17 protein-coding genes and 1 tRNA gene are annotated in these 14,417 nt (G+C 44.6%); 6 read left to right on the forward strand and 12 right to left on the reverse strand.

Annotation, left to right across the window (positions count from 1 at the left end; all coding sequences use genetic code 11):
* The 10 genes from CF168_RS14245 to CF168_RS14290 all read right to left on the reverse strand — a co-directional run bounded on the left by CF168_RS14245 (nt 1) and on the right by CF168_RS14290 (nt 8,569).
* Nucleotides 1-1,092, reverse strand: a complete 1,092-nt coding sequence (locus CF168_RS14245) for a flagellar basal body P-ring protein FlgI (RefSeq protein WP_089068199.1) — start codon at nt 1,090-1,092, stop codon at nt 1-3.
* Nucleotides 1,093-1,103: 11 nt separating this feature from the next.
* Nucleotides 1,104-1,778 carry a flagellar basal body L-ring protein FlgH gene (gene flgH, locus CF168_RS14250; protein WP_089068979.1) on the reverse strand — a complete coding sequence of 225 codons (675 nt, stop codon included), beginning with the start codon at nt 1,776-1,778 and terminating at the stop codon, nt 1,104-1,106.
* A 12-nt stretch (nt 1,779-1,790) separates the two neighbouring features.
* Complete coding sequence (flgG, locus tag CF168_RS14255; RefSeq protein ID WP_011716400.1) at nt 1,791-2,579, reverse strand: flagellar basal-body rod protein FlgG; 789 nt, start codon at nt 2,577-2,579, stop codon at nt 1,791-1,793.
* 10 nt (nt 2,580-2,589) lie between these two features.
* Nucleotides 2,590-3,333 (reverse strand): flagellar basal-body rod protein FlgF, encoded by a 744-nt coding sequence (gene flgF, locus CF168_RS14260; protein ID WP_011716399.1) that lies wholly within the window; start codon nt 3,331-3,333, stop codon nt 2,590-2,592.
* Between the two features lie 171 nt (nt 3,334-3,504).
* Entirely contained in the window at nt 3,505-4,866 is a 1,362-nt protein-coding gene (gene flgE / locus CF168_RS14265; protein ID WP_011716398.1) for a flagellar hook protein FlgE, read from the reverse strand.
* A gap of 69 nt (nt 4,867-4,935) precedes the next feature.
* Complete coding sequence (flgD, locus tag CF168_RS14270; protein ID WP_011716397.1) at nt 4,936-5,715, reverse strand: flagellar hook assembly protein FlgD; 780 nt, start codon at nt 5,713-5,715, stop codon at nt 4,936-4,938.
* A 24-nt stretch (nt 5,716-5,739) separates the two neighbouring features.
* The gene (gene flgC / locus CF168_RS14275; protein ID WP_011716396.1) at nt 5,740-6,156 is read right to left on the reverse strand and encodes a flagellar basal body rod protein FlgC; all 417 of its coding nucleotides are present in this window, start codon (nt 6,154-6,156) and stop codon (nt 5,740-5,742) included.
* Between the two features lie 2 nt (nt 6,157-6,158).
* The gene (flgB, locus tag CF168_RS14280; protein ID WP_011716395.1) at nt 6,159-6,563 is read right to left on the reverse strand and encodes a flagellar basal body rod protein FlgB; all 405 of its coding nucleotides are present in this window, start codon (nt 6,561-6,563) and stop codon (nt 6,159-6,161) included.
* 144 nt (nt 6,564-6,707) lie between these two features.
* Complete coding sequence (locus CF168_RS14285) at nt 6,708-7,547, reverse strand: CheR family methyltransferase (RefSeq protein WP_011716394.1); 840 nt, start codon at nt 7,545-7,547, stop codon at nt 6,708-6,710.
* A 101-nt stretch (nt 7,548-7,648) separates the two neighbouring features.
* Nucleotides 7,649-8,569, reverse strand: a complete 921-nt coding sequence (locus CF168_RS14290) for a chemotaxis protein CheV (RefSeq protein WP_086903738.1) — start codon at nt 8,567-8,569, stop codon at nt 7,649-7,651.
* Nucleotides 8,570-8,774: 205 nt separating this feature from the next.
* On the opposite strand from CF168_RS14290, the gene flgA reads away from it, so the two are divergent.
* The 3 genes from flgA to CF168_RS14305 all read left to right on the forward strand — a co-directional run bounded on the left by flgA (nt 8,775) and on the right by CF168_RS14305 (nt 10,312).
* Nucleotides 8,775-9,482, forward strand: coding sequence for a flagellar basal body P-ring formation chaperone FlgA (gene flgA, locus CF168_RS14295; RefSeq protein WP_089068200.1), 708 nt, complete (start codon nt 8,775-8,777; stop codon nt 9,480-9,482).
* Nucleotides 9,483-9,557: 75 nt separating this feature from the next.
* Nucleotides 9,558-9,884, forward strand: a complete 327-nt coding sequence (gene flgM / locus CF168_RS14300) for a flagellar biosynthesis anti-sigma factor FlgM (protein ID WP_011622043.1) — start codon at nt 9,558-9,560, stop codon at nt 9,882-9,884.
* A 2-nt stretch (nt 9,885-9,886) separates the two neighbouring features.
* On the forward strand, nt 9,887-10,312 hold the full coding sequence (locus CF168_RS14305; protein WP_011622042.1) for a flagella synthesis protein FlgN: 426 nt from the start codon (nt 9,887-9,889) through the stop codon (nt 10,310-10,312).
* Nucleotides 10,313-10,434: 122 nt separating this feature from the next.
* Here the strand turns inward: CF168_RS14305 and CF168_RS14310 are convergent, their stop codons facing one another.
* Together CF168_RS14310 and CF168_RS14315 are read right to left on the reverse strand one after the other, a co-directional pair.
* Complete coding sequence (locus CF168_RS14310; protein WP_011625672.1) at nt 10,435-10,884, reverse strand: LPP20 family lipoprotein; 450 nt, start codon at nt 10,882-10,884, stop codon at nt 10,435-10,437.
* Entirely contained in the window at nt 10,881-11,513 is a 633-nt protein-coding gene (locus CF168_RS14315; RefSeq protein ID WP_089068980.1) for a FlgO family outer membrane protein, read from the reverse strand. The genes CF168_RS14310 and CF168_RS14315 overlap by 4 nt, the downstream gene beginning before the upstream one ends.
* Nucleotides 11,514-11,752: 239 nt before the next feature.
* Here CF168_RS14315 and CF168_RS14320 point away from each other — a divergent pair, with 239 nt between their 5' ends.
* From CF168_RS14320 to CF168_RS22730, 3 genes are all read left to right on the forward strand, one after another.
* Entirely contained in the window at nt 11,753-12,919 is a 1,167-nt protein-coding gene (locus tag CF168_RS14320; RefSeq protein WP_089068201.1) for a flagellar assembly protein FlgT, read from the forward strand.
* A gap of 55 nt (nt 12,920-12,974) precedes the next feature.
* Nucleotides 12,975-13,050: transfer RNA gene (locus tag CF168_RS14325), tRNA-Arg, on the forward strand.
* A gap of 1,164 nt (nt 13,051-14,214) precedes the next feature.
* Nucleotides 14,215-14,412: a hypothetical protein gene (locus CF168_RS22730; RefSeq protein ID WP_011716388.1), complete on the forward strand. Its 198-nt coding sequence runs from the start codon at nt 14,215-14,217 to the stop codon at nt 14,410-14,412.
* Nucleotides 14,413-14,417: the final 5 nt, after the last annotated feature.

Here is a 14,417-nt window from a genome sequence, read left to right on the forward strand (position 1 = left end):
TTAGATGATGATAAGTTCACCATGCAAAGCACCTGCCACTTTTAACGCTTCGAGGATAGCAAGTACATCTGAAGGGGCCGCGCCCACCAAGTTTACGGCTCGCACTAACTCATCTAAGGTCGTGCCAGGATTGAACATAAACATACGGCGATCACTTTCATTGACACCTATAGTGGTGTTGGCAGTCACTACGGTTTCACCATTAGCCAATGCATTAGGTTGAGAGACTTGTGTCGCTTCAGCAATTGTCACGGTTAAACCACCATGGGTTACTGCAGCAGGCAATAATTTAACGTGTTGACCCACTACTATGGTTCCAGTTCGAGAATTAACAATCACCTTGGCCGACTCTTCTGCAGGAATAACATCCAGATTTTCTAGGGTTGCAAGGAAGGATACGCGTTGTGAGACATCTCGTGGAGCAGTCACTTGAACTGATGTTGCATCCAGTGGGCGCGCCATATCGGGACCGAGTAAATCATTAATAGCATCAGCCATCCGTTGAGCCGTTGAAAAATCGGCGCGGCGCAGATTAAACGTCAAATAATCGCCACTTGAAAATGGCGTTGCTACACTACGCTCGACTATCGCACCATTTGGAATACGGCCTACTGTAGGGGTATTTTGAATGACTTTAGAGCCATCCAAACCTTCTGCACTAAAACCACTAACCACTAAACTCCCTTGGGCAATAGCGTACACATTACCATCGACCCCTTTGAGGAACGTCTGCAATAGCGTGCCACCACGCAGGCTTTTGGCCTCGCCTAAACTAGATACAGTAACATCTAATTGTTGCCCAGGTTTAATAAACGCAGGCATATCGGCGTGAACGGCCACTACGGCTACGTTTTTGATTTTAGGTCTAAAATTATCTGGTAAATTGATCCCGAAATTTTTCAACATCGTTGTAAAGGTTTGCTCGGTATAATTGGTTTTCTCGCCAGTACCGGGTAAACCAACAACCAAGCCATAACCAATTAACTGGTTACTGCGAACCCCCTGAACATTAGCAATATCTTTAATTCTTTCGGCCTGACTAGGTAGAGAAAGCACTAACATGGCAAGTGCGACAATCAGTCTATATTTCATGATTTGACTCCTCAGAAAGGCCACCAATCGCTCATAAAGAACTGGCTCAGCCAACCTACTTTTTGAGCGTCTGCAAAAGTGCCTGTGCCACTATATTGAATACGCGCATTGGCCATACGGGTTGAATCAATGGTGTTATCTGGCTTGATATCCTGCGAGCGTACAATACCGGTCACGCGAATAAACTCATCACCATTGTTGATTGAAATCCACTTTTCACCGCGCACAACTAAGTTACCGTTATTGAGCACTTGCATAATATTGGCGGAGATACTGCCATCTAAGCTATTGCTTTGATCTGCATCGGATTCACGCTTAGTATTCATGCTGTCTTTGTAGCGTAAATCGAGGGGAATACCGCCTAAAGACACATTGCTCCCACCGGCATAAATGGGATCGAGTGTCATATCAGAACCTTTTTTGATCTGATTACCGGCACTCTTTTTCGCCTGAGTCGCTTCTTTCAACACGATAGTGATAATGTCACCGACTTTATGGGCACGAATATCCGAGTAAAGACTCGCCGCTTGGCTATCTTGGTAAATCGACCCCGTTGCAGCAATTTTAGTCGGTGGTGCTTCGGGATAAACTGGGGCATAGAAGGGATCATCCGCAATCGGCTTCTTTGGAGTTGAACTACATGCCGCCAGCAAGAGCGTACTAGCCAATAGTAGATATCTAGCCATGATCATGTGCCTCTATAGATTCTGATTCACATAAGCCAGCATCTGATCGACCGCCGAAATCACTTTGGAGTTCATCTCGTAGATCCGCTGACTTTCAATGAGGTTAACTAGCTCTTCGGTCACGTTCACGTTAGAGGTTTCTAACGCACCTTGACGAATCGCTCCCATACCATCAAGTGATGCAGTGCCTTGAATAGGCGTACCACTCGCACCAGTTTCGGTGTATAGGTTTTGTCCCATAGGATCTAAACCCGACGGGTTAATAAAGTCGGTCATACTGAGCTGCCCAACGACTTGGTTTTCCGCCGCACCTGGTGTTTTTACCGAGACTTCCCCTTCAGCAGAGACAGTAATACTGGTTGCATCCTCAGGAATAGTGATCGCAGGTTGCAACACATAACCCGAACCCGGTGTGACAATTTGCCCAGTATCATCTAAGGTAAATTGACCATTACGGGTATAAGCCGTAGTCCCATCGGGGAGCTGCACTTCGAAAAATCCTGGGCCTTCAATCATCAAATCGAGCGAGTTATCCGTGGTCAGCATATTGCCTTGGGTAAACATTTTTTGGGTGGCTACCACCTTGGTACCCGCACCAATGTTCAAACCGTTTGGCAACTTAGTGTTAGAGGCGCTGATCCCACCCGCTTGGTTAACAGTTTGATAAAGTAAGTCCTCAAATACCGCGCGGCTTTTTTTATAGCCCACAGTGCTGGCGTTAGCGACGTTGTTTGAAATCACCGCAATATCGGTTTGCTGTGCGTCTAAGCCAGTTTTACTAATCCATAACGCTGGATGCATAATTTATCTCCTAACTAATCCGCATTAATGAGGATGAAGCGCGGTCATTTTCTTCCGCGGTTTTCATCATCTTCACTTGCAATTCAAATTGTCGCTGTAGGTCGATTAAGGACACCATCTCATCCACGGGGTTGACGTTACTGCCCTCTACAGCACCACTTTCAACAAATACACTAGGATCGGCAGGCGCCGGATCACCGGATACCAAACGGAACAACCCATCCTCGCCGCGCATCATTTGTGCATTGCCGGGGTTTACCAACTTTAATCTTCCAACCTCTTCGACGACTTCTGTCGTCGCACCTTGAGGACGAACAGAGATAATCCCATCCTGTGAAATAGTGACCTTTTCAATTGGCAGCGGTAACACAATCGGTCCGGCATCACCCATCACGGGATTACCACGGTCGTTATGCAATAAACCTGTTGAGTCAAAACTGAGACTGCCAGAACGGGTATAAGCTTCACTACCATCCTGTGCTTGCACGGCAAACCAACCGTCACCTTTAATGGCAACGTCAAGATCGCGTCCAGTAGATTTAATCGGGCCCGAACGAAAATTGGCGGAGGGGGTTTCAACCATGGCAAAGACCCTTGTCGGCAATCCTTCACCAAAGGCTTGCATCGATCTGGCTTGCGCCATATCCGACTTAAATCCATCGGTATTTGCGTTGGCTAAGTTGTTGGCACGCAAAGCCAACTCATTCATATTTTGCTTAGCGCCGCTCATGGAGATATAAAGGAATTTGTCCACAGACTGCTCCGTCAAAGTTTCAACCTGATAATAGCAAAGCAAGCATCATGCCAATAAAATAAGCAGCTAGTTAACTGATAAATTAGGAGATTTTAATAAACGAATGAATGCACAACAGAAAGAGGCTAAGTGTTGCCGCTTGCGGCAACACTTAGCAGAGGCAAGATTAACTTAACGAATTTGCAGAACAGTTTGTTGCAGAGTGTTATTCACTTCCAGCGTACGTGAGTTGGCTTGGAAGTTACGTTGTGCCGAAATCAAATCCACCAGCTCAGTCGTCAAGTCAATGTTAGATTGCTCTAACGCTGAAGAACTGAGACTACCAAACGTACCACTGTTAGGCTCACCAGCCAGCGCAGGACCTGACGATAAACTGGCTTTCCACGAGGTATTACCCACTTGTGTCAACCCTTGTTCGTTTGCAAAGCGAACTAAAGCAACGCGGGCTAATGGCACTGTTGAACCATTGGAGTAACTGGCAGTGATCAAACCATCTTCACCAATTTCGACATTGGTTAAACGCCCTACTGTGGTACCGTCCTGTGACAATTCAGTGGCGGCAAAGGGAGCTGAATATTGGGTTGGTGCATTAAATTTAATAATCACGGCTTGAGTGCCATCAGCACCAGGGCCTAACACGCCAGCGCCGCCAACCCCTAACGTTTCGGTGGCGACGACTGCCGGATCACTCCCAGTATACACACCGACGGAGTTAAACTTCAGAACCGACCCCTTCCAGCCGCCAGCCGTTTGAGCTGTGCCAGAGGCATCGGGAGTGCCATCACCATTGGTGTCAGTCTGATATGTACCAGCAGGGCCAGAAATATCAACTTGTTTACCATCAATGGCATAGTATGCAACCCAGTTGTTTTCACCATTATATGAGCCATTATTTGGTTTGACGAAATAGGTCGTCATGATATGTGGCTCACCCAGAGAGTCATAAATCGTCATGGAGGTCACACTGTTGTAGGTTTTAGAGTCCAGCGGGTCAAAGGCAGCAGGATCGAGTGAACCTTCTTTCGCATTTAAGTTCATCTGCAGAGTCACGTTTTCAGTCTGAACTGGACTGCCAGCAGTATCAGGAATTTGCACAGGTTTAGCCGTCGTTAAACTGACCGATGTCGAATTACCATCTTTATCAACTGGGAAGGTTTGCAGGTAATTACCTGCAGAATCAACCATATAATTATTTTTATCGACTTTGAATGCACCTGCACGGGTAAACTGATGATCTAGGGTGCCAATCTCAGAAGCCGTTACAAAAAAGCCACCGCCTTTAATCGCTAAATCTAACGAGTTATTCGTCAGTTGCAAACTACCTTGGTGGAATTGCTGCGCCACTTGGCTCGTAGCCACACCACCACCCACAGCGGTTTTTGAGTTTGAGAAAATTGAATTAGCGTAAACATCCGCAAATTCAGCACGCGACTCTTTAAAGCCAATGGTGTTAGCATTCGCGATATTGTTCGCCGTAGTGTTCAAATCTTTCTGCGCAGCAGAAATGCCACTCAATGCAATGTTAAACGACATAATTCACCTCTACATTTGCTCAATTCAATGATGGACAAGTGTGATGTCCATTTACAATCTTGATAACGATTAAACTTCACTAATCGCAAGTACATCCGACAGCTTAAAGGCCATTCCACCCTTGAGATTCAAAATGGCGCCAGTCGCTGCAGTACCTAAAGAAACACTGGTAACATGCGCATAGGTCGATACAGCTAACGCTTGTGATTTATCATTCACCAAACCCGATGCTTTAATCGAGTAATTACCTGCAGCAACGGGTTCTCCTTTATCATTCAAACCATCCCACTTGACATCAGTGTTACCACCCTTACTACCATCAACAGTAAATGTTCTAACGACTTGCCCTTTATCATCTTCGATTCGAACATTAATGACGGGAATTTTCTCGGAAGTACTGATCACACCATTTAAGCCTGGGCTTTCTGCAGAGATATAACCCGTATCTGTCGGTAACAGCACTTTTCGCCCAACTAATCCCGATGCTTGCAAAGCTTGGCTTGATGTCATCACACTGTTTAAATTAACGATTTGATCATTTAACTTAGAAATGCCATCGACAGTAGAAAAAGATGCCATCTGTGCAATCATCTGGTCGTTATCAACGGGCTTAAAGGGATCCTGCATCGATAACTGCTGGCTGAGTAATGAGAAAAAATCCTCTTGAGTGAGCTGCTGACTCTTAGCCTCTGGAACAGCAGAACTAGTCGGCAAACGTAATCCATCCAAAAATGGATTGCCGGTAGAATTAGTCGACGTCTTGGTGTTATTGGTTGATACCGTATTCGATTGAGTGTTTGTTTGAGTCAGCTGCGATGAGGTTTGACTCAGTTGGTTAATGAGGCTCACAACGTACCTCCTAAATAACGCATATTATTTACCCATCCCAAGTGTTTGTTGCAGCATAGATTTTGCCGCCTCAGCCACTTGAACATTCATCTGATATGAGCGAGAAGCTGAAATCATGTCAGCCATTTCTTCCATGACATTCACATTTGGTTTGTAAATAAAGCCATCAGCATCCGCCATCGGATGATCCGGCGAATACTCTTTTAATAGGGGCTTATCACTCTCGACTATGCCTTTCACCGTGACACCTTGGGAAGCTTGTTGCTGACTCTGCGCCTTGGCCATTTCGGCTTCAAAAATGGGATGACGAGAACGGTAAGTTTTATCTACACTGCTGGAGACTGAATCTGCGTTAGCAATGTTACTCGCGGTAGTATTTAGCCGCAGAGACTGGGCTGACATGCCAGACCCCGCAACATCGAAGATATTAAATAAACTCATGATTAATCCCCTCTCAGCGCTTTTTTCATGCCGCTAAACTTACTGTCCAAAAATCCCAGAGACATTTGATATTCGAGCGCATTTTGCATAAATGCCGACTGTTCCTGTTGAATATCCACTGTATTGCCATCTCCAGTATCTGGCTGATTTGGCACACGGAACTTCACGTATTGTCCCGTTAACTGTGCGAGGCCAAAATGCTGCTCATCGCCTGTCATCTCAAGGCTATTGCGTTGCTGTTGCTGGGTTTTCGCAATATTTAAGGCGGCAGAAAAATCGACGTCACGGGCTTTATAATGTGGCGTATCAGCATTTGCGATATTGCTTGAAATCACTTCAGCCCGCTCAGCACGGATCCCCAACGTGAATTGGTGAACACCCAGTGCCTTATCAAAATTAATCGCCATAAAATTGCCTCCATCGTGTCACTCACGGGAACAAAGCAATTCATGTGCCAAAAAACAGAAACTATCAGAAATGTGTAGAAATGGGGTTTGGTGGGGTAAAAAATTACCGACTAATGTCGGTAATTTTTATTTAATATCATAACATTAAGTCTTTTTCTGGTAATAGATACCAGGGTTGCAACGCACCATGTCAAACTCATCTGTCAGGCCCGCAATGGATTCTGACGCGCCGAGAAAAAGTATGCCCTTCGGATTTAATGCGGCAGCGAATTGCCGCAAAATTTTTGCTTTTGCCTCTGGGGCAAAATAGATCAGCACATTTCGACAGAAGATAATGTCGAACTTGCCGAGTAAGGTGTAACTCTCAAGTAAGTTATGGGCGCGAAAATTGACTAAACGCTTAACGTTATCCTTAACTCGCATGTTGCCAGAGGGCAAAGCATCAAAAAACTGGCGCTTACGTTCCTCGGATAAACCACGCGCTAGCGCCAAACTATCGTATTCGGCATTTTTGCAACGTTCCAACATCGAAGGCGAAAGATCGGTTGCTTGGATCGAGGCGCCGCCCGGCAAAGCTCCCGGCTTCTTCTGTTGATATTCTAAGATAGTCATTGCCAACGAATAAGGCTCTTGGCCAGACGAGCAGGCAGCGGACCATATTTTTAATGGACGCCCCAACTTACTGTATTCAGGTAACAACACATTATTGAGCAACTCAAACGGATAACGGTCACGAAACCATAAGGTTTCATTGGTAGTCATGGCGTCGATCACTTCTGCCCGTAAGGCTCGCTCCGTGGGCTTCATCGAATGTTTTACCACATCGGATAACGAAGGCAGATTATATTTGCCCATCAAAGGAGCAAGACGGCTACGTACTAGGTATTGTTTATTTTCCCCCAGTACGATGCCGCTGTGTTGTTCTAGGAACAACCTAAATTGATTATATTCGGCTTCAGCGAGTGATTTGTCAGGCACATTCACGTCCTAGATCCTATAGCAAGCACCCAAATAAGTGCCAACAATCATGTAATAAGGGCTAGATTATAGCGTAAAGCGCTACTAGGCACTAACCCACACTTTCACTACAAACTTAAATGCTTGTTCACTGCTGCCGCTAATTCATCAGGATTGAATTTCGCGATAAAGTCGTTGGCGCCTACTTTTTGCACCATGGCCTGGTTGAACACGCCGCTGAGTGAGGTATGTAAAACGACCTTAATATGCTTGAGCTTTGGATCGTCGCGGATTTCTGCCGTTAAGGTATAACCATCCATTTCAGGCATTTCGATATCGGAAATAATTAATGGGATCTCTTCCGCGACATTGTTCATTTCACTAGCAATCGCCTTTAACTTGTCCAATGCTTCGCGGCCATCTTTTGCCGTATCAATTTGTAAGTTTAATGATTCCAACGCGCGAATAATCTGTTTACGAGCCACAGCCGAATCATCAATCACCATGATGTGATAATGCTGACTTCTATCGATAGTGAGCTGCTCATTGACTTCTTCACTGATCGCGGTTTTTACTGGGGAGATTTCATCAAGAATCTTTTCAACATCGAGAATTTCGACTAACTCGCCTTCAATTTCAGTTACCGCCGTCAAATAGGAATAACGGCCAGCACCTTGAGGTGGCGGCATAATGGCTTCCCAGTTCATGTTGATGATACGTTCAACTGAACTAACCAAGAAACCTTGTACGCTACGGTTATATTCAGAAATGATAATAAAGCAATTCTCGGTACTCGCGAGCGGACGCCCACCAGTTGCGGCACTTAAATCGATGACTGAAATGGTCGTTCCGCGAATATGTGCCACCCCTTTAACGTAGGGATTAAGTTTAGGCAAGGCCGTTAATGGTGGACACTGCAGAACCTCTTTTACTTTGAATACGTTAATCCCAAAACGTTGACGACCATTCAACTTAAATAGCAATAGTTCTAGTCGGTTTTGACCTACGAGTTGGGTGCGTTTGTTGACTGAATCAAGAATACTCGACATAACTCTGCCTTGTTGTTCTGTTTATGTACGGCCCTAAAACTCGTTTGAGTATAGGCATATTAATTGCTTGCGTCTTGTTATCCATAACCATAGTTGAAACTGAGTCAAACTTCTGACACGAAATTTTGGCCTTAACGACACAGGACAGTTTCACGTTTGATAAAAGTATAGGTGCATTCTGGCGTTACAAGCTAGTCTCTTCATTATGAAAGTAAATTTAGTATATTTTTTATGTGTTATCGCATTATTTCTCACCTCGGCGGCCAATGCAGCTCCCGAGGTACCTAGCGTATCGACGATATCAGAGTTAGCTAAAGCCCTTATTAATGAAAAGATTTCAGTACCGGCGAATGCCAAAGTGGAAATCGCTCCCCAACCTATCGACAACCGACTACTGCCAGCACAATGCGCATCCCCAATAAAAGTTGAACTAGCATCCGATAGGGAAATCAGCCGCAACAACACAGTAAAAGTCAGCTGTGATACACCTGATTTGGCCTACCCTTGGCAGATTTTTATGTCGGTGCGTGTTGATATTCTGTTCCCTGTGGTCGTTGCCAGCGAAACACTGGCGCCAGGGGAGTTAATCAGTCCGACTCAGGTTGAAATCCGTTATATTGATCAAAATAGTTTACGCGGAATGCAATTTAGCGATACCAGCCAACTTTCAGGCGTACGGGTTAAACGCCGTGTTGCCAAAAATTTTCCCATTTTTGCCAACAACCTTTGCTTTGTCTGTAAGAATGATTCAGTGTCGATTTATGTCCGTTCCAGTAATTTTGTGCTAAAAACCGTGGGTGAAGCACTGCAAGATGGTAATATTGGTGACCAAATTAGGGTCAAAAATAGCAGCTCAAACAAGGAACTAGATGCTATAGTCACAGCCATTGGCGAAGTCGAAGTTAGAATGTAAAATAAGCTAAAGCTTTTCGTTGGGCTGCCGATACCCCAGTTAAGAAATCCCGTATACACGACGCTGGAGCCTAAAATGGCAATTGATATTAGCAAATTTAACGCCGGAGCGGCCGCGCAAGTCCGTTCAAACAGTACTAAAAAGAGCAGTGAAAGCGAGCAATCGACTCAGGTTGCGGCCAAATCGACTCAACAAAAAGGTGACTCTGTTGTCATTACGGCTCAAGCTCAACAGCTACAAGGAGCTCAAACCAAAATGGCCAGCCTACCTGAAGTCGACCAAAAGAAAGTCGCTGAAATTAAGCAAGCGATTGCCGAAGGTCGCTATAAAATTGATCCCGAAAAGTTGGCGGCCAACATTGCCAGCTTCGAAGCTGAATTGAATGACCTCAATAAAGAGTAACTATGACAGAAATAGCTAAACTGGTAGATCAACAACACGCCCATTTGGCTGTTCTTAAACAGATTATTCTCAAGGAAAAAGGCGCTTTGGTTGACCAAAACGCCGATTTGCTTTTATCGCTTGCGGAGCAAAAATCAACATGCCTGCAAGAACTCAAGGCCAACGATGACTTACTGGCCAATCACAGCGATAAATCCTTACTCACCTCGCAAGTAGAACTATCCCATAAAATGGCCGCCGTAAAAGAGGCCCTTGCCGAATGTAAGGATCTTAACGCTCAAAATGCCAGTCTCATCGAAATGAATTTGGCGAGTCTAAACCGTTTTGCCCAAGCCTTACAGGCGAGCCGAAACGCGACTACCCTGACTTATAACGATAAAGGCAGAACCTCGACCCTTTCTAGCTTAGGCAATGATTTAAAAGCATAAGTCGAGCAATAAATAGTAAACGGGATATAAACAAAAGCCGCGCTAAAACTGAGTGCGGCTTTTGTTTATTGGTAAAGCGACGACAAAGTCACCCAGCACTAGCGCTAAAACCTACCCTAGCGCTAAAAATAGGTAACGTCTTTGATTCTTTGTGGGCGACTCTGCTGTTGGTAAATTTGCCATACCTTGGCAAAATCAAGCTCCAACTCAGTGACATAGTGATCCCCTGCCGGATAGCTTTTTACCACTCTCGCGCCACGGATCACCCCAGTAACAGAAGCTTTAACATTGTCATCTGTCAGCATCCAATCACTGACACTGCTATTGGCAGTGATCTTTTGTCCATACACTTGTTCAGCCAGTTCACGATAAGCCACAATTTTTGAGGCCTGCATCGCCATCAATACTCGTTGGGACTGCTCTTTAGCCGGTTGAGTCGCTAGCGGGGCATAACCTATGGCCGTCAGCTTAGGAAAACTGCTTGGCGGTACATCTTCCCACTGAACATATTTATCTTTGGCAGCACACCCTGTTAGTAGGAGCGCCGCAACAATGAATAGGTAGCGTTTCATTTTCCATCTCCTAGCACTCGCACTTCATTCATACCAGGGCTCGACTGGCGGTATAAAATCCCATCCTGAGAGATAACTTGCTCTGAAGGCTGCATGTAATTGCTCAACTCTTTTTGGGTCACATAGGTTTGAGAGGCTGACACCACGCGGTTATTACTCAAGGTAACAATCCGAGTGTTGATTGCCATGCCATTGGTCGTGGGGCTCATCGTCGATACCACAATATGGTCAACGGGCAAATTAGTAGACAATTTTTGCCAGTCACGCGTCAAAATAAAATCGCCCTCACCAGTAACACGCAGTCCATCAGCGAGATTTAACTCCACCACATTAAATTGAAAACTGTGCAACGATGCCATGAGTCCCTGCTGCAATTGCAGCGCAACCGCATTCGTACTCGTCATGTCGCCAACTAATACTGGTGTAGTTACAACAATAGGTTGATCAGGACGCAATGCATCATTTTGCTTGACTAGCTCAGTCACAATACGCTGCGCTAAATGATTAATCACCGCTGTCGGCGGCAAACCATTGCCATCAACTAGGCTAGGTTTGGGCGGTACAACGGGTTTCGTCGTACAACCTACCAGCACCACAAGTGCCAGAGGAATAAATGCACGCTTCAGCATTGGAATAACCTCATCGTCTAAATCAATGCGACTCACATGAAGTCGCGGTCTTTGGCGTAAATCAAGCAAATATTAGACCAAGTCAAAATATTGCGCTTAATGAACTCTTCAGATTATCGACAAATCCATTGATAACTTTATCCCTAGACCACGATAAATCAGGCATACAATTTGCTTAGAGCAATAAAGTACTGCCAGTAAACTGACTCATCCCAGCAATTTTAGTTAAGGGCTTATTGATGAACATACTAAGAAAGAACTTGCTCATAATCAGCAGCCTACTGCTATTTGCTGCACAGACAAACGCCGAATGGGTCGAGGCCAGTGGAGAAGCGGTGATCACCAATGGCAACATCGCCCAAGCACGTGAAGAAGCCATCAATCAAGCGGTGAGTTATGCCACGCTCAGTACCGGTATCCAGATCACCAGCGAACAGCAAACGACTAATGGTAACTTAACGCAAAACAGCTTTGCGATTAATCGTTATGCCCAGGCGATTAGCATTCAATTGGTGAGCGAGCGTATTCAAAGCAATAAAATCTATGTATCCCTCAGGCTCGATCTCAATGATGACCCAACCCAGCAATGCCCGGCAGGCCAATTAAAGGCCGCCATCTTAATTCCCCAAGCGCAAATAAAAGACCGAGCACAGTTGCGCTACGGACAATTATCGGGATTTGAAGAAGTCATCTCCGAGAAACTGGGTAATAGTATTGATGGCTACTCATCTACTGGTTTTAGTCATATCCATGCCAAAGAACGGCTTGATATCGCACAAGAATTGGTCGATATCCGCGGCTATCGACTCCCTAGTTGGTTGAGTGAAATCACCGATAGCCAATATATTTTATTGCCACAAATCATCGATATATCGACTGAGCCTGTGCAATCTACCTTTATGGGATGGTGGGATGAAGCGCCACTCAGACAATTCCAATTTAAACTCAGCCTCTTTCACGGCATTAGCGGCGAGGAAGTGTGGAGCAAAACCTACAGTACCTCTGCCCCGTGGGAGTTTGAAGAACAGGCCATCATAGCCCCTAATAGTGACCGATTTTGGCGTTCATCCTATGGCAGAAATATCAGCCAAATCATGCAAGAAGCAACTCGAGATATAGACAACACGCTTAATTGCAGACCACTGTTAGGGCAAGTCGTCAGCCGTCAAGGCGACAGAATTATCCTCAACTTAGGTCGTAAACATGGCATTCGAGTTGGCGATAAATTCCAGGTCGTGTTACAACAAAACTTACCCGATAGACTCAACGAAATGCGTGCTGTCGCCACCAAAAGCCGAGCAACGGTAAAAATCGAACAAGTCAGCGAAGAAAGTGCAACTGCGGTCCTCGTTGACCAAAATGCGGCTTACAATGTACAGATAAACGACATCGCGCTTAAGATTTAACCAACTAAATCATAAGCCTTTTAATCAAAGATAAAACCAGTATAATCACTGGCGTCTCTTCATAGCTCAACAGGATAGAGCAGCCGCCTCCTAAGCGGCCGATCGGGGTTCGAGTCCCTGTGGAGAGACCATAAGTCATTTCTTACCTATAAAATTCAATTGGTTACGAAAAACCCAAAAGTCCTGTGCCGCCATAGGAATGTCATTTTTTAGAATTTTTCGTAACTTTTTCAAAAATCCCCTTTTCACTCATTTCATCCGGTTACTTGACTATCACGTTCATTTCCGTTAGCTATCTTAGATTTAGAAAATTGATACGTATCGAATGGAAGCTGTAGAAGTCATCGGAACCAATACTTCTGGACATATTGCTAAATGAGTAAACTCGCCTATTGAGGTGGAGCGTGTTAACAAAGAAACCCCGTAAAATCCATACAAGAATTCAAAGTTTGGGCTTTGAACCGTACTGATAAAATTGGTATAGTGGTAACCACTCACCAACTAAGTTCTTGTAAATCAAAAGTCTAAGTTCATCAAACCCAATATCGAAAAAAAATACAACCGCTATGTAAGCTGAAATCACTTGGCTTAAACGCCAATTAGTAAAGCAAGTTGAAAATTTGAAAATCCTAAAAAAGCAGCCACCAACTTTCGAAAGGAACCAAAGTAGCCAAATTTGAGTTAATCCTCGAACATCAACACCGCTTTTCTCTTTATCCGATGGTAGCTGTGATCAGGAGTGGGAATTATGCTATGGCACTGAGTCCTAGAGCGATTCAACGTATGGCCCTTTATACGTGGATTTAGGCTCCCTTTGACGATTCAATGGAACTCTACGGCGCGGGACACATTCAGTGGGATTTAGGAAGACTATTTATGTAAGATGGGTATTAAAACCATTATGCTAGCATCTCAAACCGATAATTGTTGCCAAAGGCTGCTAAGATATTTATGGTGACAACCGACAGTAATCATAATTATCGGTTCTAGCAAATCGGCTAGAATAGAACTTTATTGCTGACGCGCAAAATTAGGAATGAGCTGCCAATATTACCTATATAAACCAGTGAGAGGATAGCCCTATCTGTTTGTAACCATTGTTCTTTACTATCGAGCCGTTTTGGATTAGTTGATGGCAAGCAGAATAACAGTGGAGCCTATTTATGAGGTATTGAAGATAGCCCGATTCCGCTGAGAATTTCCTACGGACGTGATTATTAAAAAATGCCTGAGACAGCTAATACTACGCAAATGATAACCTTACTTTACTTTAAAGGTGTCAGATTGTACAAAGTATGAGCAACAAAGGGAGCTGCAGGGATAATGTTTGTGTGGAAAGTTCCTTCCACACGTTAAAAATTAAGGCGCTACAAGACGTAACGCTCATGACTTGTCCTCAAATCAAACTAACAGTATTTGAGTACAAAGTTGATTACAATCGAACCAAACAGCATAGTGCTCCTATTTATTCAGTCCAGAAAGTTTTGAATTAAAATGC

This window comes from Shewanella bicestrii, from assembly GCF_002216875.1.
GTDB classification, from domain to species: domain Bacteria; phylum Pseudomonadota; class Gammaproteobacteria; order Enterobacterales; family Shewanellaceae; genus Shewanella; species Shewanella seohaensis.

Bases quoted from the DNA above. Each gene is read 5' to 3' on its own strand.
- CF168_RS14245 (WP_089068199.1), bottom strand. From the start codon at position 1,092: ATGAAATATAGACTGATTGTCGCACTTGCCATGTTAGTGCTTTCTCTA.
- flgH (WP_089068979.1), bottom strand. From the start codon at position 1,778: ATGGCTAGATATCTACTATTGGCTAGTACGCTCTTGCTGGCGGCATGT.
- flgG (WP_011716400.1), bottom strand. From the start codon at position 2,579: ATGCATCCAGCGTTATGGATTAGTAAAACTGGCTTAGACGCACAGCAA.
- flgE (WP_011716398.1), bottom strand. From the start codon at position 4,866: ATGTCGTTTAACATTGCATTGAGTGGCATTTCTGCTGCGCAGAAAGAT.
- flgC (WP_011716396.1), bottom strand. From the start codon at position 6,156: ATGAGTTTATTTAATATCTTCGATGTTGCGGGGTCTGGCATGTCAGCC.
- flgB (WP_011716395.1), bottom strand. From the start codon at position 6,563: ATGGCGATTAATTTTGATAAGGCACTGGGTGTTCACCAATTCACGTTG.
- CF168_RS14290 (WP_086903738.1), bottom strand. From the start codon at position 8,569: ATGTCGAGTATTCTTGATTCAGTCAACAAACGCACCCAACTCGTAGGT.
- flgA (WP_089068200.1), top strand. From the start codon at position 8,775: ATGAAAGTAAATTTAGTATATTTTTTATGTGTTATCGCATTATTTCTC.
- flgM (WP_011622043.1), top strand. From the start codon at position 9,558: ATGGCAATTGATATTAGCAAATTTAACGCCGGAGCGGCCGCGCAAGTC.
- CF168_RS14305 (WP_011622042.1), top strand. From the start codon at position 9,887: ATGACAGAAATAGCTAAACTGGTAGATCAACAACACGCCCATTTGGCT.
- CF168_RS14310 (WP_011625672.1), bottom strand. From the start codon at position 10,884: ATGAAACGCTACCTATTCATTGTTGCGGCGCTCCTACTAACAGGGTGT.
- CF168_RS14315 (WP_089068980.1), bottom strand. From the start codon at position 11,513: ATGCTGAAGCGTGCATTTATTCCTCTGGCACTTGTGGTGCTGGTAGGT.
- CF168_RS14320 (WP_089068201.1), top strand. From the start codon at position 11,753: ATGAACATACTAAGAAAGAACTTGCTCATAATCAGCAGCCTACTGCTA.
- CF168_RS22730 (WP_011716388.1), top strand. From the start codon at position 14,215: ATGAGCAACAAAGGGAGCTGCAGGGATAATGTTTGTGTGGAAAGTTCC.